24 protein-coding genes and 1 other annotated feature are annotated in these 22,385 nt (G+C 40.0%); of the genes, 20 read left to right on the top strand and 4 right to left on the bottom strand.

What is annotated here, in order from left to right; translation table 11 throughout:
• The first annotated feature begins 11 nt into the window (after window positions 1-11).
• The 15 genes from WYK_RS22475 to WYK_RS22410 all read left to right on the top strand — a co-directional run bounded on the left by WYK_RS22475 (window position 12) and on the right by WYK_RS22410 (window position 14,307).
• On the top strand, window positions 12-410 hold the full coding sequence (locus WYK_RS22475) for a cytidine deaminase (RefSeq protein WP_040376657.1): 399 nt from the start codon (window positions 12-14) through the stop codon (window positions 408-410).
• Window positions 403-1,332, top strand: coding sequence for a GTPase Era (era, locus tag WYK_RS22470; RefSeq protein ID WP_040376656.1), 930 nt, complete (start codon window positions 403-405; stop codon window positions 1,330-1,332). Before WYK_RS22475 ends, era begins: the two co-directional genes overlap by 8 nt.
• Window positions 1,333-1,429: 97 nt before the next feature.
• The gene (locus WYK_RS24325) at window positions 1,430-1,567 is read left to right on the top strand and encodes a YqzL family protein (protein ID WP_081705014.1); all 138 of its coding nucleotides are present in this window, start codon (window positions 1,430-1,432) and stop codon (window positions 1,565-1,567) included.
• 35 nt (window positions 1,568-1,602) lie between these two features.
• Window positions 1,603-2,370 (top strand): DNA repair protein RecO, encoded by a 768-nt coding sequence (gene recO / locus WYK_RS22465; protein ID WP_040376655.1) that lies wholly within the window; start codon window positions 1,603-1,605, stop codon window positions 2,368-2,370.
• A 71-nt stretch (window positions 2,371-2,441) separates the two neighbouring features.
• Window positions 2,442-2,617: a binding site (T-box leader), on the top strand.
• A gap of 73 nt (window positions 2,618-2,690) precedes the next feature.
• Window positions 2,691-3,578, top strand: a complete 888-nt coding sequence (gene glyQ, locus WYK_RS22460) for a glycine--tRNA ligase subunit alpha (protein WP_040376654.1) — start codon at window positions 2,691-2,693, stop codon at window positions 3,576-3,578.
• On the top strand, window positions 3,575-5,644 hold the full coding sequence (gene glyS / locus WYK_RS22455; RefSeq protein WP_040376653.1) for a glycine--tRNA ligase subunit beta: 2,070 nt from the start codon (window positions 3,575-3,577) through the stop codon (window positions 5,642-5,644). Before glyQ ends, glyS begins: the two co-directional genes overlap by 4 nt.
• A gap of 174 nt (window positions 5,645-5,818) precedes the next feature.
• Entirely contained in the window at window positions 5,819-6,457 is a 639-nt protein-coding gene (locus WYK_RS22450; protein ID WP_040376652.1) for a helix-turn-helix transcriptional regulator, read from the top strand.
• A 24-nt stretch (window positions 6,458-6,481) separates the two neighbouring features.
• Window positions 6,482-7,288 carry a pyruvate, water dikinase regulatory protein gene (locus tag WYK_RS22445; RefSeq protein WP_040376651.1) on the top strand — a complete coding sequence of 269 codons (807 nt, stop codon included), beginning with the start codon at window positions 6,482-6,484 and terminating at the stop codon, window positions 7,286-7,288.
• 288 nt (window positions 7,289-7,576) lie between these two features.
• Window positions 7,577-8,077, top strand: coding sequence for a YaiI/YqxD family protein (locus tag WYK_RS22440; RefSeq protein ID WP_051387850.1), 501 nt, complete (start codon window positions 7,577-7,579; stop codon window positions 8,075-8,077).
• Between the two features lie 45 nt (window positions 8,078-8,122).
• Window positions 8,123-9,928, top strand: coding sequence for a DNA primase (gene dnaG / locus WYK_RS22435; protein ID WP_040376650.1), 1,806 nt, complete (start codon window positions 8,123-8,125; stop codon window positions 9,926-9,928).
• A 42-nt stretch (window positions 9,929-9,970) separates the two neighbouring features.
• Entirely contained in the window at window positions 9,971-11,104 is a 1,134-nt protein-coding gene (rpoD, locus tag WYK_RS22430; RefSeq protein ID WP_040376649.1) for an RNA polymerase sigma factor RpoD, read from the top strand.
• Between the two features lie 139 nt (window positions 11,105-11,243).
• Entirely contained in the window at window positions 11,244-11,780 is a 537-nt protein-coding gene (locus tag WYK_RS22425; protein WP_040376648.1) for a hypothetical protein, read from the top strand.
• A 197-nt stretch (window positions 11,781-11,977) separates the two neighbouring features.
• On the top strand, window positions 11,978-12,340 hold the full coding sequence (gene cccA, locus WYK_RS22420; protein ID WP_040376647.1) for a cytochrome c550: 363 nt from the start codon (window positions 11,978-11,980) through the stop codon (window positions 12,338-12,340).
• Between the two features lie 141 nt (window positions 12,341-12,481).
• On the top strand, window positions 12,482-13,186 hold the full coding sequence (locus tag WYK_RS22415) for a tRNA (adenine(22)-N(1))-methyltransferase (protein ID WP_040376646.1): 705 nt from the start codon (window positions 12,482-12,484) through the stop codon (window positions 13,184-13,186).
• A gap of 2 nt (window positions 13,187-13,188) precedes the next feature.
• Window positions 13,189-14,307, top strand: a complete 1,119-nt coding sequence (locus tag WYK_RS22410; protein WP_040376645.1) for a Nif3-like dinuclear metal center hexameric protein — start codon at window positions 13,189-13,191, stop codon at window positions 14,305-14,307.
• Window positions 14,308-14,878: 571 nt separating this feature from the next.
• On the opposite strand, the gene WYK_RS22405 is transcribed toward WYK_RS22410, so the two are convergent.
• Complete coding sequence (locus tag WYK_RS22405; protein ID WP_040376644.1) at window positions 14,879-15,829, bottom strand: 4-hydroxy-3-methylbut-2-enyl diphosphate reductase; 951 nt, start codon at window positions 15,827-15,829, stop codon at window positions 14,879-14,881.
• A 178-nt stretch (window positions 15,830-16,007) separates the two neighbouring features.
• Window positions 16,008-16,631, bottom strand: a complete 624-nt coding sequence (vrrA, locus tag WYK_RS23570) for a VrrA/YqfQ family protein (RefSeq protein WP_051387848.1) — start codon at window positions 16,629-16,631, stop codon at window positions 16,008-16,010.
• A gap of 273 nt (window positions 16,632-16,904) precedes the next feature.
• Here vrrA and WYK_RS22395 point away from each other — a divergent pair, with 273 nt between their 5' ends.
• Both WYK_RS22395 and WYK_RS22390 read left to right on the top strand, forming a co-directional pair.
• Entirely contained in the window at window positions 16,905-18,218 is a 1,314-nt protein-coding gene (locus WYK_RS22395) for a DEAD/DEAH box helicase (protein ID WP_040376643.1), read from the top strand.
• A gap of 21 nt (window positions 18,219-18,239) precedes the next feature.
• Window positions 18,240-19,136 (top strand): deoxyribonuclease IV, encoded by an 897-nt coding sequence (locus WYK_RS22390; protein ID WP_040376642.1) that lies wholly within the window; start codon window positions 18,240-18,242, stop codon window positions 19,134-19,136.
• A gap of 43 nt (window positions 19,137-19,179) precedes the next feature.
• Here WYK_RS22390 and WYK_RS22385 read toward each other — a convergent pair whose 3' ends face one another.
• Complete coding sequence (locus tag WYK_RS22385; RefSeq protein WP_040376641.1) at window positions 19,180-19,440, bottom strand: DUF2624 family protein; 261 nt, start codon at window positions 19,438-19,440, stop codon at window positions 19,180-19,182.
• 166 nt (window positions 19,441-19,606) lie between these two features.
• Here WYK_RS22385 and WYK_RS22380 point away from each other — a divergent pair, with 166 nt between their 5' ends.
• The 3 genes from WYK_RS22380 to WYK_RS22370 are packed head-to-tail and all read left to right on the top strand — an operon-like array spanning window position 19,607 to window position 21,678.
• Entirely contained in the window at window positions 19,607-20,386 is a 780-nt protein-coding gene (locus WYK_RS22380) for a metal ABC transporter ATP-binding protein (RefSeq protein WP_235782587.1), read from the top strand.
• A gap of 14 nt (window positions 20,387-20,400) precedes the next feature.
• On the top strand, window positions 20,401-21,240 hold the full coding sequence (locus WYK_RS22375; RefSeq protein WP_040376640.1) for a metal ABC transporter permease: 840 nt from the start codon (window positions 20,401-20,403) through the stop codon (window positions 21,238-21,240).
• A gap of 12 nt (window positions 21,241-21,252) precedes the next feature.
• Window positions 21,253-21,678, top strand: coding sequence for a Fur family transcriptional regulator (locus WYK_RS22370; RefSeq protein ID WP_040376639.1), 426 nt, complete (start codon window positions 21,253-21,255; stop codon window positions 21,676-21,678).
• Between the two features lie 21 nt (window positions 21,679-21,699).
• Here the strand turns inward: WYK_RS22370 and WYK_RS22365 are convergent, their stop codons facing one another.
• Window positions 21,700-22,281: a 5' nucleotidase, NT5C type gene (locus tag WYK_RS22365; RefSeq protein ID WP_040376638.1), complete on the bottom strand. Its 582-nt coding sequence runs from the start codon at window positions 22,279-22,281 to the stop codon at window positions 21,700-21,702.
• Between the last annotated feature and the right edge of the window lie 104 nt (window positions 22,282-22,385).

Below are 22,385 nucleotides of genomic sequence, written 5' to 3'. Positions count from 1 at the left end.
GGAGATGTGAAATGGATACATCCCGTTTAATTGAAGAAGCAAAAATTGCACGAGAAAGAGCGTACGTCCCTTATTCTACATTTAAGGTTGGCGCGGCTTTGTTGACCACTGACGGAAAGGTGTACCATGGCTGTAATATCGAAAACGCTGCGTATTCTATGTGTAACTGTGCAGAGCGTACGGCTTTATTTAAAGCCTACTCTGAGGGAGACAAGGAATATGCGGCTATTGCAGTTGTGGCTGATACGCCAGGTCCGACCTCTCCATGCGGGGCTTGCCGTCAAGTCATTTCAGAGCTGTGCCCGCGCGATATGAAAGTTATTTTAACGAACTTAAACGGAGACATCAAAGAACTTACAGTAGAGGAATTGCTTCCAGGAGCTTTTTCACCGGAGGATTTAAATGGATAAATTAGTAAGCGATACACAGGTAAAAGGGTTTAAATCAGGTTTTATTTCTATTATCGGCCGTCCGAATGTCGGTAAAAGTACGTTTTTAAACCGCGTAATCGGGCAAAAGATCGCTATTATGAGCGATAAGCCGCAGACAACACGTAATAAGGTTCAAGGGGTATTAACAACTAACGATTCTCAAATGATCTTTATTGATACACCCGGTATCCATAAACCAAAACATAAACTTGGCGATTTCATGATGAAGGTTGCTACCAATACACTTAAAGAAGTAGATTTAATTCTCTTTATGATCAATGCGGTTGAAGGACTAGGACAAGGCGATCAATTTATTATCGAAAAGCTGCAAACAACAAAGACACCTGTTTTCTTAGTTGTTAACAAAATCGATCAGCTTCATCCAGATGACTTACTGCCTTTGATTGAAAAATATCAAAAGCTTTATCCGTTTACCGCTATTGTTCCTATTTCAGCGCTTGAAGGAAATAATGTGGAAACACTGCTTGAACAAATTAAAGCACACCTGCCAGAAGGACCGCAATTTTATCCAGCTGACCAGGTAACCGATCATCCAGAGCGTTTCATTATTTCTGAATTAATTCGTGAAAAGGTACTGCACCTGACACGGGAGGAGATTCCACATTCAGTAGCAGTGGCAATTGATTCGATTAAGAAAATGGATAATAGCGATACCATTAATGTAATGGCAACGATTGTCGTTGAACGTGATTCCCAAAAAGGAATTGTTATCGGCAAGCAAGGCAAGATGCTTAAAGAAGTCGGCACAAGAGCAAGAGTTGATATTGAGAATCTGTTGGGTTCTAAGGTCTTTCTTGAAATGTGGGTAAAGGTTCAAAAAGATTGGCGCAATAAAGCGTCACAGCTGCGTGACTTTGGATTTAATGAAGATGAATATTAATAATTAACAAAAATTACGTCTCATGAAAATCGATACAAGGGTCAAGATAATCTTAAGGTCGGAGCCTTAAATTTGCTAGTCGGAAGGTGGGCTTATAATGTTGAATTTTACCTGGAACGTGTTCAGCCAAACTGGTAATTTGGATACGTATCTTCTTTACAAGGAGATAGAGGTGGAAGGACAAGACAAACCCGATACAGACGAAGATCTAGCTTTAATGGATTCAATTTCTTAGATGATTCTTGGTCCTGGATTTGGTGGTGGCTTACCTTGCTTCAAAAATGTGAAGGTATCGTCATACGGCGGACTGATTATGGAGAAAACAATAAAATAGTCACTCTATATACCCGTGAGTTTGGAAAGATTGGTGTGATGGCAAGGGGTGCTCATAAACCGAGCAGCCGGCTTTCCGCCGTCACCCAGCTTTTCTACTACGGGTATTTTCTATTTATGCCTTCAAAAGGACTCGGCGGCTTACAGCAAGGGGAAATGATTGATTCGATGCGTTCGATTAGAGAAGATATTTTTGCAACGGCCTACGCTTCGTATGTGGTTGAATTGCTTGATAAAAGTGTCGATGACCGCACAGCGAATCCTTATCTTTTTGAGCTGTTGCATCAAACGCTGCATTATATCGATGAAGGCTATGACCCAGAGGTGTTAAAGTTTATTTTTGAAATGAAAATGCTTCAAGTTAACGGGTTGAATCCAGTTCTTGATCAATGTGCGGTTTGTGGAACTGCTGAAGGAGAATTTTCCTTTTCTATTAAAGAAGGGGGATTTATCTGCCAAAAATGCTTGCAGCGTGATCGATACCATTTAAAAATTTCGCAAACAAGCGTTAAACTCCTTCGGCTGTTTTACTACTTTGATTTATCCAGGCTGGGTAATATTTCGATTAAACCAGAAACAAAGAAGGAACTACAGAAGATAATTGATGCATATTATGATGAATACTCCGGTCTGCAGCTTAAATCAAAAAAATTCCTTAAGCAGATGGATGCCATGAAGGATGTCCTCGGTAAGCGGGAAACGTAACTTTACGAGATTTTTTCTTATCGTGGTTGACAATAGGATTGCACATCGTATAAAATTCTAAACATAAACTTATTCGTGCGTTGATGGAAAGTAGTACCTGAACTCATTCATAAAAGCGAACCTGGGATAGTGTAAGCCAGGGTATGAAAAGTCAGCGAAGGCATTCTGGAGCATTTAGAGTAATAAAAGAGGCCGTATTGACATACGGCAATTAGGGTGGAACCGCGGGTAAACTCTCGTCCCTATGCTAAGGCATAGCGACGGGAGTTTTTTGTTATTTAAAAGTCCCAGTCGACTATGAAAAAATTCGGAGGTGCGCAATGAATATTCAAAACATGATTTTAACATTACAGCAGCATTGGTCCAATCAAGGCTGTATCTTAATGAATGCCTATGATGTTGAAAAAGGTGCAGGAACAATGAGTCCATATACGTTCTTACGGGCAATTGGACCGGAGCCGTGGAGTGTGGCGTATGTAGAGCCTTCTCGCAGACCCGCTGACGGACGTTATGGTGAAAACCCGAACCGTCTTTATCAGCATCACCAATTTCAAGTTATTATGAAACCTTCACCTGATAACATTCAGGAACTTTACTTAGAATCTTTAAAGAAACTAGGAATTAATCCGCTTGAACATGATATTCGTTTTGTTGAGGATAACTGGGAAAATCCGTCGCTTGGCTGTGCGGGACTAGGCTGGGAAGTGTGGCTTGATGGAATGGAAATCACTCAATTTACATACTTCCAGCAAGTAGGCGGACTTGAGTGTAAACCCGTTTCAGTTGAAATTACGTATGGAATCGAACGGTTAGCTTCATACATTCAGGATAAAGAAAATGTCTTTGATTTGGAATGGACGGAAGGCTTTACTGTTCGCGATATCTTCGGAATGCCTGAATATGAGCATTCAAAGTATACATTTGAAACATCTAATTTAGAGATGTTGTTCCAATTATTTACGATGTATGAAAAAGAAGCTCATCGTCAAATGGAGGAAGGACTTGTTCATCCTGCCTATGATTATGTACTAAAATGCTCTCATGTCTTTAATCTTCTGGATGCAAAAGGGGCTATTTCAGTTACGGAAAGAACGGGCTATATCGGCAGATGCCGTAATCTTGCACGGAAGGTTGCTAAAACCTTCTACGATGAACGGGAAAAGCTTGGCTTCCCAATCTTAGCTAAGAAAGGAGAGGAAGAAGCATGAGTAAACGTGATCTTTTAATTGAAATTGGCCTAGAAGAAATGCCGGCACGATTTGTATCAGCTTCTATTGCACAGCTTTCAGATAAAATTCAGAAGTGGTTAAATGAAAATGCCATTGAATTCGGAGATGTTACCCTTTATTCAACCCCGCGTCGTTTGGCTGTAATGATTGCAGATACAGCTGAATCACAACGCGATATCGAGGAAGAAGCAAAAGGACCAGCAAAAAGAATTGCCCTTGACGCAGAAGGAAATTGGTCAAAAGCGGCGATCGGCTTTACCAGAGGAAATGGTCTAACAGTAGAAGATATTTATTTTAAGGAAATAAATGGTGTTGAGTACGTTCACGTAAATAAATTTACGAAGGGACAGCCAACCATCCAACTGCTTCCTGAACTGAAATCAATAATTACGGGCATGACATTCCCTAAAAATATGCGTTGGGCTGACCAGGAGCTCCGCTTTATCCGTCCAATTAAGTGGCTGACCGCTCTTTTTGGTCAAGATATTATTCCATTTGAAATCGCTGGTGTTGAAACAGGACGCGAAACGAAGGGTCATCGATTCTTGGGCGAAACTGTCTTTATTGAAGCACCAAAACAATATGAAGCCGCTATGAAGCAGCAGTATGTCATTGCAGATGCGAATGTCCGCCGCGAAATGATTCTTGAGGGCATTAAAAAAATCGAAGATGAAAAAGGCTGGACTATTCCTGTTGACGAAGAACTTCTCGAAGAAGTAAATAACTTAGTTGAATATCCTACGGTTCTTTTCGGCAGTTTTGAAGAGGAATTTCTTGAGCTCCCACAAGAAGTATTAATTACTTCTATGAAGGAGCACCAACGTTACTTCCCGGTAAAAGATAAGGATGGAAATCTCCTTTCCTTCTTCGTTACGGTTCGTAATGGAGATGACCGCCATCTAGACATGGTTTCAAAAGGAAATGAAAAGGTACTAAGAGCGCGCCTATCGGATGCTGCATTTTTCTATAAAGAAGATCAGAAAAAAGATATTGCTGATGCTTTGAAGAAATTAGATAACATCGTCTACCATGAGGAAATTGGTACGCTTTCTGAAAAAACAAATCGTGTCAAAAAACTGACAGAACACCTGGCCGATCGATTGAATCTAAAAGAGGAAAAAACGTATGCTGTTCGTGCAGCTGAAATTGCGAAATTTGATTTGGTAAGCCAAATGGTGTATGAATTCCCAGAGCTTCAAGGATATATGGGAGAAAAATATGCCTTGTTAAAAGGTGAACCTAAAGAAGTTGCAGCAGCAATTAATGAGCATTATATGCCAAGACATGCTGATGATGCAGTTCCTCCTTCAACGATTGGTGCTGTGTTAAGTCTTGCAGAGAAGCTGGATACGATTACTTCTTTCTTTGCGATTGGTACAATCCCAACGGGTTCTCAAGACCCTTATGCACTAAGACGTCAGGCTAGTGGAATCGTTCAAATTCTACTAGAAAAGAAATGGGCGCTTTCGCTTGAGGAAATCTTAGAGATAGCACTCGCAGAAATTGAAGGATCAGATTTCATGAAACAAAGCAGTGAGGAAGTGCTTCAAGAGCTGCTGAATTTCTTTAGAGCCCGCATTAAGCATGCACTTAGTGATACTGGTATTCGTTATGATGTTATTGATGCACTGATTCATGGTGAGATTGGACAATTAGCTAAACTTGCTGAACGTGCAGCTGTTCTTGATGAACAAAAAGACAATAGCGACTTTAAGCAGATTCTAGAAGCAGTAAGCCGAGTTATGAATATCGCAGGTAAATGTGAAACTCCTGTAACAGTGAATCCAGCTCTGTTTGAAAATGAATATGAGCGGGCCTTGTACGAAACGTTCAGTAAGGTATCTGCTTCATATGCTAAAACAAGCGATGAAAAAGAACATTTCTCTCTTCTTTCGTCGTTACAAAAAGATATTGAAAATTATTTTGAACACACGATGGTTATGGCTGAAGATGCAGCGGTACGTAATAATCGGTTGTCGCTTATGAAGGAAATTAGTGATTTAGCTGCAAGTTTTGCTGCTATGAATAAAATTATCACTGCATAAATGAATCGCAAATACCGGATATCCCTATATACACAGGGTATCCGGTATTTGTATAAACAGAAAGAAGCGCGGTTGTCCGGTAAAGACTTTATCCGCATTTTTTTCCGTATACATGGTATAGTATAAGTATTAATACATATATAAAGTACTTACATTCAGTTAGGTTAATATAGGGTGGTGATTAAAATCGAACTGAGTAAACGTCAGGAACGAATATTGCAAATTGTTAAGCAAGATGGGCCGATTACGGGTGAACATATTGCCGATCAGCTTAATTTGACAAGGGCGACGCTGCGACCTGATTTAGCGATTCTGACGATGGCAGGTTTTCTTGATGCCAGGCCACGAGTGGGTTATTTCTATACAGGGAAATCTGGAACACAATTATTAACGGACAGCTTAAATCATATTTATGTAAAAGATTATCAATCCATTCCTGTTGTGGTTGATGAGAGTATCTCAGTATATGATGCGATCGTTACCATGTTTTTGGAGGACGTCGGTACATTGTTTGTTGTTGATAAACATGCGCTGCTTGTAGGGGTGCTCTCAAGAAAGGATCTTCTAAGAGCAAGCATTGGTAAACAGGAGCTGACAACCATTCCGGTTAATATTATTATGACGCGAATGCCAAACATTACGGTATGTACTCGAGAAGATCTGCTAATTGACGTGGCTAAGAAATTAATAGAAAAACAAATTGACGCCTTACCAGTTGTTAAAGAAACAGAGAAAGGCTTTGAAGTGACTGGACGAGTTACCAAATCCAATATTACAAAAGCTTTCCTTGAGTTAGCTGAAGAAAGCTACTAGGGATTCAAAGGAATGGGGAGAAGTATGGGGAATTCAATTATTTATGTAGTTTCCGATTCTGTAGGAGAAACGGCTGATATGGTTACTAAAGCTGCAGCCAGCCAATTTGCAAGTGCGGCATTTTCTTTAAAGCGGATTCCGTATGTTGAAGATGAACAACATATTGAAGAAGTAATCGGACTTGCAAAACTCGAAAATGGAATTATTGCGTACACCCTTGTTAAGCCTACAATCAGAACCTATATGAAAACCAGAGCTGAGCAGGAAGGAATTATTTCTTATGACATCCTCGGACCATTAATTGATATTCTTCAAGGTAAATCAGAAGTGGCGCCCTTTAATGAACCGGGAATGGTACGTAAACTAGATGAAGATTACTTCAAACGCGTGGAGGCAATTGAATTTGCAGTTAAGTATGACGATGGACGAGACCCAAGAGGTATTTTAAGAGCCGATATTGTATTAGTCGGCGTATCGCGGACATCAAAAACACCGCTATCCCAGTACTTAGCTCATAAACGATATCGTGTCGCCAATGTACCTTTAGTTCCAGAGGTAGACCCTCCGGAAGAATTGTTTTTGGTTTCTCCAGAAAAGTGCTTCGGGTTAAAGATCAGCCCGGAAAAATTGAATGATATTCGCCGTGAACGCTTAAAAACCCTCGGTTTGAATGATCAAGCCATCTATGCAAACATGGAACGGATAAAAGATGAATTGACTTATTTTGATTCAATTGTCTCTCGTTTACAATGTCCTATTATTGATGTTACAAATAAAGCTGTTGAGGAAACAGCCAATACATTGATCAATCTTATTAATAACCGCCGCTAGACCATTCTGATTCTATGGATTGACCATTACCATTGGTACATGTGTTTTTCTGAGGGCCTTTATAAGGCTCCTTTTCTTTGTAACCTGTTGATTTTTTTTAAAAAACTTTCTAGTAGCATCTTTACGATAAATGTACTATAATAAAAAATTGTGAGAAAAATGTTTTCTATAGGTTTAGAGATCATATATCCGGAATAAACTATAAATAATGTGAAGTCAAGGTTTTCTTCGTGAAATTATTCGACAGAATCGCATATCTATAAACATTCGAGGGAGAAAAAAAGGATAATGCAGAATGATGTAGAATGTAAAGATATGAAAGTTAAACCAACCATATTTGTAGACGCTGATGCTTGTCCTGTAAAGGCGGAAACACTGAAAATTGCGAAGCTGTTTACGTTAGCTGTCACATTTGTCGCTTCATATAAAAATATGATGAATGAGCCAGAGGGACATTGGGTTTACGTAGATGCGGATAAGGAAGCAGCTGATCTGTATATAATCAACGCAGTAAAACAGGGTGATGTTGCCATTACTGCTGATATTGGACTTGCAGGAACCTTGCTTGCTAAACGCGTTTATGTTCTTTCACCCAGGGGAAAGGAATATACAGAAGGTAATATTTATAATCTGTTGGATATGCGGTACCAATCTGCGAAACTTCGCAGACAGGGAAAGCATACCAAAGGACCCAAAGCATTTACGAAGGAAGACCGAAACCAATATACAGAAGAATTAATAAGAATATTGTCGAATCATGCAGGAATTTCCGATCTTTTATCGAATTGAACACTAAGTAAAAGTAAAAATTATTGCCGATCGTAAGGTGAAATTATGGCAAATGCCCGAATAGAAGATGAAAAGGTAAATCAAATTCGTGAAGCAGTAGATATCGTCGATTTGATCAGCGAGTATGTGCAGCTGAAGAAACAAGGACGAAATTATTTTGGTCTTTGCCCTTTTCATACAGAAAACAGTCCATCGTTTTCTGTATCTGCAGATAAACAGATTTTCCACTGTTTTGGGTGCGGTGCAGGTGGAAATGCTTATACGTTTTTAATGGACAAAGAAGGATATAGTTTTGTCGAAGCTGCAAAAGTTTTAGCGGAAAAAGGAAATATCCCTCTGGATGTAGAAATTAATAATGAGGCATCCAGGCCTAATATGCCAGAAGGCTACAAACAAATGATAGAAGCACATGATCTTTTGCGTAAATTCTATCACCATCTTCTTGTAAATACCACTGAAGGACAACAAGCCCTTGAGTATTTACTTCAACGAGGATTGACTGAAGCCGTTATTGAAAAGTTTCAGATAGGGTATGCACTTGATTCATGGGATTTTGTTTATAAGTTTTTGGTGAAAAGAGGCTTTTCTGAAGAAATACTCGAAAAAGCTGGATTGATTATTCCGCGAGAGAAAGATAAAAGTTATTTTGACCGATTCAGAAACAGAGTCATGTTCCCAATAACGGATCATCAGGGGAATACAATTGCATTTTCAGGCAGAGCACTAGGTGACGATGAGCCAAAATACCTGAATAGCCCCGAAACGCCAATCTTTAATAAAAGTGCCATTCTTTATAATTTTCATAAAGCCCGCTCTCATATCCGGAAAAAAGAACAAGTGGTGATTTTTGAAGGATTTGCAGATTGTATATCGGCTGTTCGTGCGGGGGTAGAACATTCAGTTGCTACGATGGGGACTGCCTTAACGGATCAACATGTGCAGATCCTGAAACGGAACACGGATCAAATTCTGCTGTGTTATGATTCAGACTCTGCTGGACTGACTGCTGCTTACCGTGCATCAAACATGTTAATTGAACAAGGTTTTCAAGTAAAGGTCGCCCTTATGCCAGATAATTTAGACCCCGATGACTACATAAAGAAATATGGCGAAAAGAGCTTTAATTCTGAGGTAATAGGGGCCAGTTTAACGTATATGGCATTCCAAATGCATTATTTGCGAAGAGGAAAAAATTTAAATAATGAAGGAGATCGGATTGCATATATTGAAGAGGTATTAAAGAGGATTTCCAGGCTGTCAAATGCCGTGGAAAGAGACCTATATCTCCGCCAGCTTTCATCGGAATTTTCGTTATCGCTGGATGCATTAGAAGATCAAGCACGTCAAACCTTTATTACAGAACGTAAAACGGGGAATGTTCCTGAGCGGCCTTCACCGCAATTCTCCTTACGATACGAGCATAAATTAAAACCTGCCTACCATAATGCAGAAGTTAAATTAATTGCCCATATGCTCAAAAGCCGAGAAATTACCTTTAAGGTTCAGCAAATGCTTGGAACAAACACCTTGAATGTTGATGAACACCAAGCAATCATCACTTATTTATATGCTTTTTATGAGGAAGATCGTGAACCGGATACGAATTTATTCTTAACCTATTTAGCGGATCGAAATCTTAGAAGGATTGTATCTGAAATAGAAATGATGTCAGTAAATGAAGAAGTTGCTGATAAAGAACTGACAGATTATATAAATCAAGTGTTGAAATATCAAAAGATGTTAAAGATAAAAGAAAAAGAAGCTGAAGGAAAAGATGCAGAGCGCCGCAACGACTATGGCAGGGCGGCACAAATTGCCATGGAAATTATCCAACTGCGAAAGTTATTATAAGATTTATGGTTATTGTTGATAGTCTTTGAAGGAGGGGAACACATGGCTGAGAAACCAGCACGTTCCAAAGAAGTTGATACTGAATTAAATCTAGAACAAGTAAAAGAACAATTACTTGAACTAGGAAAGAAACGTGGTTCATTAACTCTGGAAAAAATTGCAGAGCGCATCGGAAGCTTTGAATTGGACTCTGATCAGATGGATGAGTTCTATGAGTTTTTAGGTGAAAATGGTGTTGAGGTCCTGACAGATGGTGATGAAGATGAGGATGAAGACGATCCAAATGTCAAGGAACTTCAGAAGGAAGAAGAATTCGATCTCAACGACTTAAGCGTCCCTCCAGGCGTAAAAATAAATGATCCGGTTCGGATGTATTTAAAAGAAATTGGCCGTGTCAATCTGCTTTCTGCTAAAGAAGAAATTGCTTTGGCTATGCGTATTGAAGAAGGTGACGAAGAGGCGAAGCGTCGTTTAGCTGAAGCTAACCTCCGTCTTGTGGTCAGTATTGCCAAGCGTTACGTAGGACGTGGAATGCTCTTCTTAGATTTAATTCAAGAAGGAAATATGGGTCTTATAAAAGCGGTTGAAAAATTTGATTACCGCAAAGGTTATAAGTTCAGTACGTATGCTACTTGGTGGATTCGTCAGGCGATTACCCGTGCGATTGCTGACCAAGCACGTACAATCCGAATTCCAGTGCATATGGTTGAAACGATTAATAAATTAATTCGTGTTCAACGTCAGCTCTTACAAGATCTTGGGCGTGAGCCGTCTCCAGAGGAGATTGCCGAAGATATGGATTTAACTCCTGAAAAGGTAAGAGAGATTCTGAAAATTGCTCAAGAACCAGTTTCATTGGAAACGCCGATAGGTGAAGAAGATGATTCACATCTGGGTGACTTTATTGAAGACCAAGATGCAACTTCACCATCTGAACATGCTGCATATGAAATGTTAAAAGAACAGCTAGAAGATGTTCTTGATACATTAACAGACCGTGAAGAAAATGTCCTTCGTCTTCGTTTTGGCCTTGATGATGGACGTACGCGCACGCTTGAAGAGGTTGGGAAAGTTTTCGGTGTTACCCGTGAACGTATCCGCCAAATTGAAGCGAAAGCCCTGCGTAAATTACGTCATCCAAGCCGCAGCAAACGATTGAAAGACTTCTTAGAATAAACTCTGCTGCAGAGCTGCACTTGACTGGTGATCATTTTACTTGCCTAAAAGCATGAATAACCTGCTTTTTGAGTGACGTGAGTCCAGAATGGTGCAGCTCTGTTTTTGATTTTGTAAATTCTTGCTAGGAAGTGCTGCCATGGATCACATGCGAAAAGAAGTCATTATTCAAGAAATTAATTTCTGGAAGAACCATAAAATGCTGCCGGAAACATACTGTGATTTTCTTTTAACCTTATATAGCGGTGAAGGACAACCAGACATTAAAACAAGTAAGCCTAAAAGTCATAACAACATCTTAATCTGTTTATTCCTTGGAATCCTGATAGGCTGTAACCTAGTTTTGAATTATTTTACTCATTTTTCATTCGCAATGCAAATGACCGCGGCAGTTATTTCTGTAATCTTGCTGACTGCATTTTGTTTCTATACGAATAATCGTACTTTTTTGCAGATTGGCCTTTTAATTGGAGCTTTACTCTTCGTACTATCCACTGTTCAGGCGGCGGAGTATTTTCAGTTGGGGAATGTAAGCCTTTTTACTATGCTGCTGGCAAATTGCGCATTATGGATATTCATTGGGAAAAAGTTCAGCTTGTCATATTTCTGGATCGCAGGTTTTTTAGGTCTTAGCCTTGTTACACTCTTTATAGCTAAATTATACAATATATTTTGAAAATAAAAAATATTTATAGGTAATTTTTGTTAAAGTATTAACGGAATGGGTAAAATAACATATATAATCCAAGAATTTGAAAAGTTCTTGCGTTTAGGGCTTTTCCTTGAATCCTTTTTCAAGTAAAATAAAAGGTGTTTGAATATAATATAAATGCAACAGGGACAGATTAGGTACTACATAGGGGAGGAAATAATATGAAAAATCCGCTTATTCCATTTTTACTTATCCTGATTCTAGGAATCGGACTTATGTTTATGCTTTCGTTTAAGGGGCTTGGCGACGCGAAAGATCTGGCAAGCGAAAAAAGTGGTAAAGGTGAAAAGACTGAAGAGGCTTCTAAAAATCCGGAAGATATCTATGCTTCTACCTGTGCAGGTTGTCACGGTGCTGGCGCTGAAGGGGGCGTTGGTCCGGAACTGAATGGAGTAGGGGATCACTTGTCTCTTGATGAAGTCAAAAACGTGATTGCAAACGGACGTGGGCAAATGCCTCCAAACTTAGTCGGGGATGCTGAGCTAGACGGTATGGCTGAATATATTCACGGACTAAAAAAATAGTCGCAAGAAATGGCTGGATGACTCTGAAAAGAGACACTTCAGCCATTTTTTATTTTGTGAACGGCGGTTTTGACTTTTCTTCTTATTGGACTTTGCGTATAATCTGATATCAGTAAACTATTTAAAAAGTGAGATGAGCTTATGAACCATGAAAAATTATCTGAGCGCTTAGAGCGTGTTTCAATACATATTCCAAAAGACAGCATCTTAGCCGATATTGGCTCAGATCATGCCTATCTTCCATGCTATGCAATCGAACAGGGTCTTGCTGCTCGAGCAATTGCAGGAGAAGTGAGTGAAGGCCCGTTTCAATCTGCATGCAGCCAGGTAAAACAAACGGAGTTAGACGAGGTTATTGAGGTCCGTAAAGGAGACGGTCTTGATGTGTTACAGGAAGGCGAAGCCACCTGTATAACGATCTGTGGAATGGGCGGTGCATTAATTTCACAGATTCTCGACCGCGGTAAGACTAAATTGTCAAAAGTTGAACGATTAATTCTGCAGCCGAATATTGCTGCCAATATCGTGCGGAATTGGTTAAAAGAGAATGGTTGGGAATTAGTCGGAGAAGATATCGTTGAAGAAGACGGAAAGATTTATGAAATTCTTATCGCTGAACAAGGAGAACCATTAAGGCCATACGGAGACCAAATCGAAAATGGACTTTTATTTGGCCCGTTTTTATTAGCAGAACAAAGTGATGTATTTAAAAAGAAATGGAACTTCGAAAAAAGTCATTGGGAACGTATCCTTCGTCAGATGCCTGAAAAAGGAGAGAACCAAGAAACAGAAGCCAAACGAGAGCAGTTGATCCAACTAATCAAACAAGTAAAGGAGATCCTTTAGAAATGAAGACGCCAAACGGATATGAAGTGATCGAGTTGTTTGAACAGTTTTCACCTAAAGCCTATGCAATGGAGGGAGATCCAATCGGACTTCAGGCAGGCCGGTTAAATAAACCAGTGTCTAAAGTACTTGTTGCTCTTGATGTGCTTGAGACAGTGGTCGATGAAGCGATTGAAGCAGGTGCAGGACTGATTATCGCTCATCACCCGCTAATCTATCGTCCGTTGAAAAGAATTGATCTAGGAGCTCCTGAGGGGAGAATTCTTGAGAAATTAATTAAACATGAGATTGCCGTTTATGCAGCTCATACAAATTTGGATATCGCGTGGGGCGGTGTCAACGATTTACTTGCTGATGCACTCGGTTTACAAGAGACAGAGGTGCTTAGTCCGACACATGAAACAACGCTTAAGAAACTGGTTACGTATGTACCTCAGGAGAACGCGGAGGCTGTTCGTGAAGCGTTAGGACACGCTGGTGCTGGAGCAATTGGTCATTATAGCAGCTGCAGCTTCAGTGTAGAGGGAACAGGTATGTTTCTTCCTGAACACGGAAGCAATCCGGTTATTGGTTCGAAAGGAACACTTGAACGAGTAAAGGAAATTCGGATTGAAGTCATTTATCCTGAAACGATTGAGAAAAAGTTACTATCTGCTTTATTCAAAGCTCACCCATACGAAGAGCCTGCTTATGATCTATTCACTCTAGACAATAAGGGGGAAACACTTGGGTTAGGGCGAGTGGGGATGCTTAAGGAAGAAATGACGTTGGGTGAATTTGCCGAACATGTGAAGCAGGTCCTCGAAGTTCCAGCACTGCGTGTCGTTGGTAATCACAATGCCATCGTCAAAAAAGCAGCTGTTTTGGGCGGAGACGGTAATAAATATTTTCAAAGTGCCATCTATAAAGGTGCTGACGTTTATGTGACAGGTGATATGTATTATCATACTGCATTAGATGCCATGAGTTTGGGTCTTAATATTATTGATCCGGGTCATAACGTCGAGAAGGTCATGAAAAAAGGTGTGGCAGCAGAAATGGCAAAACGCTGCGAAGAAAAAAAATTCCTGGTTGAGTTTATTCCTTCACGGATAAACACCGACCCTTTTACATTTATGTAATTTTTATAAATAAAGGAGGCTGTAGACAAACTCGGGTGGAAATCGAGTTTGTCTACAGTCTTCTTTTTTAGTTTTTAAAATGCGGCTGTTGATTGCAGTGAAAGGCGTTTCGCTTTCCGCGGGCGGGCGGTGAGCCGCATCAATGCTTACGCTCCTGCGGGGTCTCACCTGTCCCGCTGTTCCCGCAGGAGTCTTCACGCCAACACTCCAATCAACGGTCTTTCTAAATTTAATTTGGATTTTAGTCCGCTCAAATGGAAACACGTGCTAACCAATAGCAGATTTAGGAGGAGATCAATTCAAATCGGGGGAATTACGAAGAAAACTCTTTCCGACAAATCCGTTCGAACAGGAAGAATCAACGATTATTAAGTAGAACACAAGTGATCCTGAAAGCAGATACAATTTAAAGATGGAAAACAGTACTAATTAGAGACTTAGTTGCCTTAATAAGCAGGGGAAATTCCATGAAATGTGTTAAAAATGCCAAAAGAGGCACGGAATGAACCATTCCGCACCTCTTTTGTCTACAAACTGAAAGGAGGCTGTCCTTGGGACAGCCTCCTTTATTTTATATTTTCGGTTGTTTGATCTTCGGAAGAATCTTATGAAGCGGAACTTTTTTCTCTGTGTTCCATGTTGATTCGTCAGTTGGATCATACTTTTCAAGGAAAGTGATAACTTCCTTCGTAATCGGTGTTGGAGTGGATGCTCCAGATGTTACGCCGACCGTCTCAGCTCCTTCAAGCCACGCTAAGTTCAATTCGGAAATATCAGCAATCCGATATGCACGTGTATGAGCAATTTCCTCTGAAACTTGAGCAAGGCGGTTAGAGTTATTACTCTTCGGGTCACCGACTACAATCAGTACATCTGTTTCACCAGCCTGCTTCGCAACTGCTTCTTGGCGAATTTGAGTAGCCATACAAATTTCTTTATGAATCTCTACATGGGGGTATTTTTCCTCGACAGTTTTCATCAATTCAATAACATCCCACTGGCTCATCGTGGTTTGATTGGTCACGATGATTTTGTCATCTGCTGATAATGTCAAATTGCGGACATCTTCAACGTTTTCAACAAGATGGACGATGTCCGGTGCTACACCAATAGCTCCCTCAGGCTCAGGGTGGCCTTTCTTGCCGATATAAATAATTTGGTAACCCTCAGCCTGCTTTTGTGTGATCAGGTCATGTGTGGCCGTTACATCAGGACAGGTAGCATCAATGGATACCAGCCCTTTTTCATCAGCTAATTTACGGATTTCCGGAGAAACACCGTGTGCTGTGAAGATAACCGTACCGCTCTCAACTTGTTCAAGAATTTCTCTGCGGTTGCTGCCATCTAATGTTATGATGCCATCTTCTTCAAATGCATCTGTTACATGTTTGTTATGCACAATCATCCCAAGAATAAAAATGGGACGTGGTAATGTCTTATCTAAAGCCGCATTTCGAGCAATTACCATGGCATCAACCACTCCATAGCAATACCCGCGCGGGGATATTTTCGTAACCTTCAAACTGTTTCCTCCTTCAAGGGACAAAGAATTCTCCATGCCTGTTCTATTCTATTATATAAGAGGTCCCCAAATATTACAAAGATGAATCCTGGAATAAAACCGTAAAACTCATAAAAGATAAGGAGAATTGGGACAAAATAAAAAGAATGCAGACATATCCTGCATTCTGTAAATTAAATTAAACATATAACTTTGGAGAAGAGGATCCCTGTTTTTTTCGTATTTTCTTTCTAGGGACTTCATCTGATTCTACATCCGCATCGACTACAGCATTCTCTGAAACGACTTTTTCTTTAGGCGTTTCTTTTTCAGAATCATCACTGCTTGATTTCATGGCCTGATAGAGTTTCCACATGGATGGGATGTTTTTAACCATGGGGCCATATTGTTGAACCATCGGCCCTATTTGTTCAGCTGCCTGAAGGACTCTCTGTGTATTGTTGATCACAGTGGAGAGGGTTCCGCCTTCTAGCAGCCCTGCGGCTGTTCCAACAGCGGCACCGCTTCTTTCTGCCTGCTGTATAGATCCCGGAGGTGCGAACGGATTGATTGGTGCTTGGCCTTGCTTATTTCTCCCGAGGATTCTTGAAAGTAATCCACCTTGGGCAGGTTCAGGGGCTGGGGGGCTTTGGTTTCTTCTTTGCCCAAATAAACCTCCCCTGTTTGAATTCTGAACCATTTGTTGTCTATTCTGATTTGGCGGTCCAAAGGGAGCACCGTTAAATCCTTGCTGTCGAGGCCGCCCCATTTGGGGTCCTTGAAAGCCCATATTTCCTTGTCGCTGGTTTCTTCCTGGCGGCATACTTTCACTCCTTTCCATCCATCTGTAGGGAAAAAAACATCTTCTCTCTACAGATTATGCAGTTCTAAAGAAAGTGTTAGCAGCCTGACTCATTATCCTGCTAACAAAAATGACCTGTTGTGAACCGGAGCGAAAAACGGTAAAATGGTAAGGGTACATTAAAATGGCAAACGTGTGGACAATTGGTTTGCGTTTATGTTCCATCATTTATTATACTAATAGGACATGTCAGGGCGGCCGAAGGTCACGCTTTGTTGATAAAGGAGTTTTCTCATGAAACAAAATCAGTTTGATAAATACGAATTAAAGAGCTATTTGCTTGAAGCTGTGAACGAGTTGGGCTTTACGAAACCAACTGAAATACAAGACCGTGTAATTCCTACCGTGTTAAAAGGTACAAGTGTCATCGGACAGTCACAAACAGGAACAGGCAAAACGCACTCTTATTTGCTGCCGATTATGCATAAAATTGATCCAACTAGACAAGAAGTACAAGCTGTTATTGCTGCTCCTACACGTGAATTAGCTACTCAAATTTATAAAGAAGCACTTAAAATTGCGGAACATTTCCCCGAGGATGCCCCTTTGCAGATTCGCAGCTATATCGGCGGTACAGATAAACAGCGAATGATTGATAAATTAAAAGTACAGCCTCAGCTTGTTATCGGGACATCCGGCCGAATTAAGGATTTAGTCGAAGAGCAGGCACTACTGGTCTATACGGCAGATATGCTGGTCATCGATGAAGCAGATTTAATGCTGGACATGGGCTTTATTGAAGATGTTGACCGTTTTGCTTCTAAAATGGTTAAAGATCTTCAAATGCTTGTTTTCTCTGCAACAATTCCAGATAAATTGAAACCATTCCTTAAAAAATACATGGAAAATCCTAAACATATTCAAGTTGATCCTAACCAGGCAACTGCAGTGAAAATTGACCATGTTCTGATTCCATTGCGCCATCGTGACCGGATTCAATTACTGCATGATGTTATTGTTAAATATAATCCGTATATTGGTATTATTTTTACCAATACAAAGAAAATGGCGGATAAAGTAGCTGATTCCTTGATTGAAAAGGGATTACGTGTCGGAAGAATTCACGGTGATTTAACACCTCGTGAGCGTAAGCAAATGATGAAACAGGTTAACAATCTTGATTTTCAATATATTGTAGCAACAGATTTAGCTGCAAGGGGTATTGATATTGAAGGTGTAAGCCATATCATTAACTTCGAGCTTCCGCCAGATCTTGATTTCTATATCCATCGTACTGGCCGGACTGCCCGTGCAGGCCATTCAGGAATTGCTGCTACCATTTACGATACACCGGATGAAGATGCACTAAATAAGTTAGAGAAAATGGGTGTTACGTTTAGTGACGTTGATCTAGTCAAAGATGAATTCGTAAAACTCGGCGATCGTAATAAGCGTAAAAAACGTAAAAAAGTTGAAAGTGTTATCGATGAGAAGGCGAAAAGAGTCGGCGTAAAACCTACAAAGGTTAAGCCAGGCTATAAAAAGAAACATCAGCGTGAAGTAGAAGACTTCAAAAAACGCGAACGCCGTCTTCAAAGAAAGAAATAGGTTTCTGAAGGAGTTTTACGTATGTTGAAAATTGGTTCACATGTTTCGATGAGCGGGAAGAATATGCTGCTAGGTTCAAGTGAAGAAGCTGTTTCCTATGGAGCAAATACGTTTATGATCTACACGGGAGCCCCGCAAAATACAAGACGGAAAAGCATTGAGGACTTAAATATTGAAGCAGGCCGAAAACATATGGCTGAGAACGGTATTGAAGAAATCGTTGTTCATGCACCGTATATCATAAATATTGCGAATACCACAAATCCAGCGACGTATGAATTAGGTGTTAATTTTCTCCGCAGTGAAATGGAACGTACTGAAGCACTGGGAGCGGGACAAATTGTTCTTCATCCTGGGGCTCATGTTGGCGCAGGTTCTGACGTAGGAATTAAAAGGATTATCGAAGGCTTGAATGAAGTACTGACGCCAGAGCATAATGTCCAGATTGCCTTAGAAACAATGGCTGGAAAAGGGACAGAGTGCGGCAGAAGCTTTGAAGAGCTTGCGATGATTATGGACGGCGTTCATTTGAATGAAAAATTGTCCGTTTGTTTTGATACTTGTCATACTCATGATGCAGGCTATAATATTGTCGAAGATTTTGACGGCGTTTTAAATGAATTCGATAAGATTGTTGGTATTGACCGCCTTAAGGTCCTTCATATCAATGATAGTAAAAATCTTACCGGCATGAGAAAAGACCGTCACGAAAATATTGGTTTTGGTCATATTGGTTTTGATGCATTGAGTTATATTGTCCATCATCCACAGCTGCAAATGGTACCTAAAATTTTAGAAACCCCATTTGTTGGTGAAGATAAAAAGGATAAAAAAGCTCCCTATCAATTTGAAATTGAAATGCTGAAGAGCAAACAGTATGACAAAGAACTGCTGACGAAAATTATGAATCAGCAGTAAGTGTGTAGAACAGTGACCAATCTTGGTTGCTGTTTTTTTGATATTAGAAGTTAGAAATCAGTTGATTAAAGACATGTTCAATTTGAACAGCCGTCTTTTTTCCAGCTACCGCAGAAATTTCTTCGAGTACAGTTTGTCTTTGTCCGCTGTCAAAAATGTTGATATTCTTCCCTGCTAAAATAGACGTAATATCCTCTGACTGCTTAGTAGACAGCTGAACATTATATTGAGCAGCAATGGAGAGTAATTCATATGGTTGAATCCGGTTGATTTTATGGTTAACCATCGTTTCAAATAATTTCATTTGGTACCTCCTCATTTTCTCTTTTTTTAACATATGAATGTATAGCTTGATTGTTGAACCAAAATGAATAGGAGGATTCTTTTCCTGCTGACAGTTCAACTGCCTTTACAACGACATCTGCTTCCGTTATACTATTTTAGTAAATCGTAATGATTCTTAAAAAAAGGTGATCAATCTGAATAATAATAGTAATGAGCCAATTGTACAGGCTAAGAATCTTTCTTTTAAATATGCCAAGGATTTAGTTCTTGAGAATATTACCCTGGATGTTCCAAAGGGTGCTTTTTTAGCGATTGTTGGACCGAACGGATCAGGGAAGTCAACGTTGCTTAAATTGTTTCTGGGTTTAAATAAGCTGCAAAAAGGGAGTATCACTTTATTTGGTGAAAGCATCCAGTCTTTTAAAGACTGGCAAAAAGTCGGCTTTGTCTCACAGAAAGCGAATTCCTTTAATACTGGTTTTCCAGCCACTGTTTTTGAGGTTGTGGAGAGCGGATTAACGAAAAAAATCGGCTTATTTAAATTCGTCACGAAAGAACATAAACAAAAAGTGAAAAAAGCACTTGAAGCTGTCGATATGCTGAACTTCCAGCATCGAAGCATTGGAGAGCTTTCTGGTGGTCAACAGCAGCGGGTTTTCATTGCTCGTTCATTAGTGAGTGAACCGGTCTTGATGATTCTGGACGAACCAACGGTTGGTGTTGATTCAAAGAATGTGCATCAATTTTATGAAATGCTTGAAATGATGAACAAACAATTAGGAATTACCCTGATTTTAGTGACTCATGATGTTAGTACGGTGTCGGACAAGGTGACACACGTCGCTTGTTTAAATAAAAATCTGCATTTCCATGGAGATGCGCATGAATATAATCAATTGACTGAAGAGGAGTTATCAGAGGTATATGGCCATGATATAAAGCTCCTCAGTCATAATCATGAATAAGGTGGAGGCAATCAATGATTTCGGCTATACTGGACTATGAATTTTTGCAAAATGCATTCCTTACGGGGATTATCATCGGGGCATTGGCTCCTATGATTGGTGTGTTTGTTGTCGTGCGGCGCATGTCGATGATTGCCGATGCATTGAGCCATGTTGCCCTGGCGGGGATTGCATTCAGCCTCCTGTTGGAAAAAAGCTTTGTCTCTTTAGCGGGCTTAAATCCACTTTATCTAGGGATGGGTTTCTCCGTTGGTGGTTCGCTTTTTATTGAAAAATTGAGAAGTGTTTATAAAAATTATCAGGAACTTGCCATTCCTATTATTTTATCGGGCGGAATTGGACTGACCGCTATCTTTATTTCTATTGCTGATGGTTTTAATGCCGATCTTTTTGGTTATTTATTTGGAAGTGTTAGTGCGGTAAGCCGCACTGATTTATGGTTAATTGTAGGGGTTGCACTTAGTGTAGTCATTATTTTCTTTTTCTTATATAAAGAACTCTTCTTATTATCATTTGATGAAGAACATGCTAAAGCTTCAGGATTACCTGTTAAAGCCATTCATTTTGTCTTTATCGTTATGGTCGCATTGGTCATTGCTGCATCCATGAGGATTGTAGGCGTTCTTCTGGTATCGTCTCTAATGACCATTCCTGTTGCAGCAAGTCTCCGTTTTGCAAAAGGATTTAAGCAAATGATTACGTACTCTGTCGTCTTTGGAGAAGTCTCCGTTATAGGCGGTTTGGTTTTATCCTATTATCTAGATTTGGCGCCGGGCGGAACGATTGTGCTCATCGCTGTCTTAATACTGATTGCTTCGATTTTGTTCGATAAATATAAAACTCGGTTTGCATAATGAGGTGAGCATATGAATGTTTCTAGAGCTATGGAAGTATTGAAAGAAGAAGGCTACAAGCATACTGGTAAGCGAGAAGAGATGTTAGAATTTTTTTCGGCAAGCGATAAATACTTAACGGCAAAAGATGTGCTTGAGAAAATGAAGGAAAACTATCCGGGATTAAGTTTTGATACAATTTATCGAAATTTATCATTGTTCGTGGACCTAGGTATTTTTGAAATGACGGACTTGGCCGGAGAAAAGCACTTCCGTTTTACCTGCGGACATAAGGATCACCATCATCACTTTATCTGCATGGAATGCGGGAAAACAAAAGAAATTGAAGTGTGCCCGATGAATGGGCTTAAGGAAAATCTTCAGGATTATGAGGTTTCCGGACATAAGTTTGAAATATACGGCCGCTGTCCACAATGCAGCGTACTAGTAAAAAATTAAAAAAATGCCTGAATGACTTGTTCATTCAGGCATTTTTGTTTCCTTCAGCCAGTTCTCTACCCATTTACGGGCTTCGAACCAATGGTTGACGCGGATAACTTGCTCTGGGACAGGACCTAGATTATAAGGGGTATTAAATAAAATCACGGGGATCTGACATTCCTCGGAAATCGTTACAGCATTGTCATGCTTATCCTCAAAGAACAAATCAATATTGAGCTTCTTAGCCATTTCAATCTTGTTGTGCGACCCAATTAAATCGATTTGGTGATAGCGTAGTTCATTCGTGGAAAACCATGTTTCGGTGACATCCATCAGTTCTTTCCTGCGGGCGCTGATAAAATAAAGATCTGCATACTGCTCAAATCTCTCCAAACATTCCCTTGCACCATCCACCAACAAAGATTCCGAATAAATCATCGGTTCCGAATCATGAAACCAAGCAGCAAACTCCGAGGGAGAAACATCCACAAACGGATTTAAATCATATGTATTAATTTCTTCATATGTTAACGCCAGATTAAATGCTTTATTAAGATAAGGTACCATCGTATCTGGCCGCGTAATCGTGCCATCAATATCAATTCCAAATCGCTTTTTCATGCCTGCAGCTCCTTATGTAAGAATCCATGTCTAAGTGTACCACAAGGAAAAACACGCCGCACTCCTCAATAGGATGATTTTTACAAGCCCTGCCTAGGAGGAAG

It is taken from the genome of Peribacillus psychrosaccharolyticus ATCC 23296, assembly GCF_000305495.1.
GTDB classification, from domain to species: domain Bacteria; phylum Bacillota; class Bacilli; order Bacillales; family DSM-1321; genus Peribacillus; species Peribacillus psychrosaccharolyticus.
Note: the sequence above shows the minus strand (reverse complement) of the source record. Positions and strands in the feature narration are given on the sequence as shown.

Excerpts from the sequence above, each read along its gene's own strand:
- WYK_RS22475 (WP_040376657.1), top strand. The coding sequence starts at position 12 with ATGGATACATCCCGTTTAATTGAAGAAGCAAAAATTGCACGAGAAAGA.
- era (WP_040376656.1), top strand. The coding sequence starts at position 403 with ATGGATAAATTAGTAAGCGATACACAGGTAAAAGGGTTTAAATCAGGT.
- WYK_RS24325 (WP_081705014.1), top strand. The coding sequence starts at position 1,430 with ATGTTGAATTTTACCTGGAACGTGTTCAGCCAAACTGGTAATTTGGAT.
- glyQ (WP_040376654.1), top strand. The coding sequence starts at position 2,691 with ATGAATATTCAAAACATGATTTTAACATTACAGCAGCATTGGTCCAAT.
- glyS (WP_040376653.1), top strand. The coding sequence starts at position 3,575 with ATGAGTAAACGTGATCTTTTAATTGAAATTGGCCTAGAAGAAATGCCG.
- WYK_RS22445 (WP_040376651.1), top strand. The coding sequence starts at position 6,482 with ATGGGGAATTCAATTATTTATGTAGTTTCCGATTCTGTAGGAGAAACG.
- WYK_RS22440 (WP_051387850.1), top strand. The coding sequence starts at position 7,577 with ATGCAGAATGATGTAGAATGTAAAGATATGAAAGTTAAACCAACCATA.
- dnaG (WP_040376650.1), top strand. The coding sequence starts at position 8,123 with ATGGCAAATGCCCGAATAGAAGATGAAAAGGTAAATCAAATTCGTGAA.
- rpoD (WP_040376649.1), top strand. The coding sequence starts at position 9,971 with ATGGCTGAGAAACCAGCACGTTCCAAAGAAGTTGATACTGAATTAAAT.
- WYK_RS22425 (WP_040376648.1), top strand. The coding sequence starts at position 11,244 with ATGGATCACATGCGAAAAGAAGTCATTATTCAAGAAATTAATTTCTGG.
- cccA (WP_040376647.1), top strand. The coding sequence starts at position 11,978 with ATGAAAAATCCGCTTATTCCATTTTTACTTATCCTGATTCTAGGAATC.
- WYK_RS22415 (WP_040376646.1), top strand. The coding sequence starts at position 12,482 with ATGAACCATGAAAAATTATCTGAGCGCTTAGAGCGTGTTTCAATACAT.
- WYK_RS22410 (WP_040376645.1), top strand. The coding sequence starts at position 13,189 with ATGAAGACGCCAAACGGATATGAAGTGATCGAGTTGTTTGAACAGTTT.
- vrrA (WP_051387848.1), bottom strand. The coding sequence starts at position 16,631 with ATGCCGCCAGGAAGAAACCAGCGACAAGGAAATATGGGCTTTCAAGGA.
- WYK_RS22395 (WP_040376643.1), top strand. The coding sequence starts at position 16,905 with ATGAAACAAAATCAGTTTGATAAATACGAATTAAAGAGCTATTTGCTT.
- WYK_RS22390 (WP_040376642.1), top strand. The coding sequence starts at position 18,240 with ATGTTGAAAATTGGTTCACATGTTTCGATGAGCGGGAAGAATATGCTG.
- WYK_RS22385 (WP_040376641.1), bottom strand. The coding sequence starts at position 19,440 with ATGAAATTATTTGAAACGATGGTTAACCATAAAATCAACCGGATTCAA.
- WYK_RS22375 (WP_040376640.1), top strand. The coding sequence starts at position 20,401 with ATGATTTCGGCTATACTGGACTATGAATTTTTGCAAAATGCATTCCTT.
- WYK_RS22370 (WP_040376639.1), top strand. The coding sequence starts at position 21,253 with ATGAATGTTTCTAGAGCTATGGAAGTATTGAAAGAAGAAGGCTACAAG.
- WYK_RS22365 (WP_040376638.1), bottom strand. The coding sequence starts at position 22,281 with ATGAAAAAGCGATTTGGAATTGATATTGATGGCACGATTACGCGGCCA.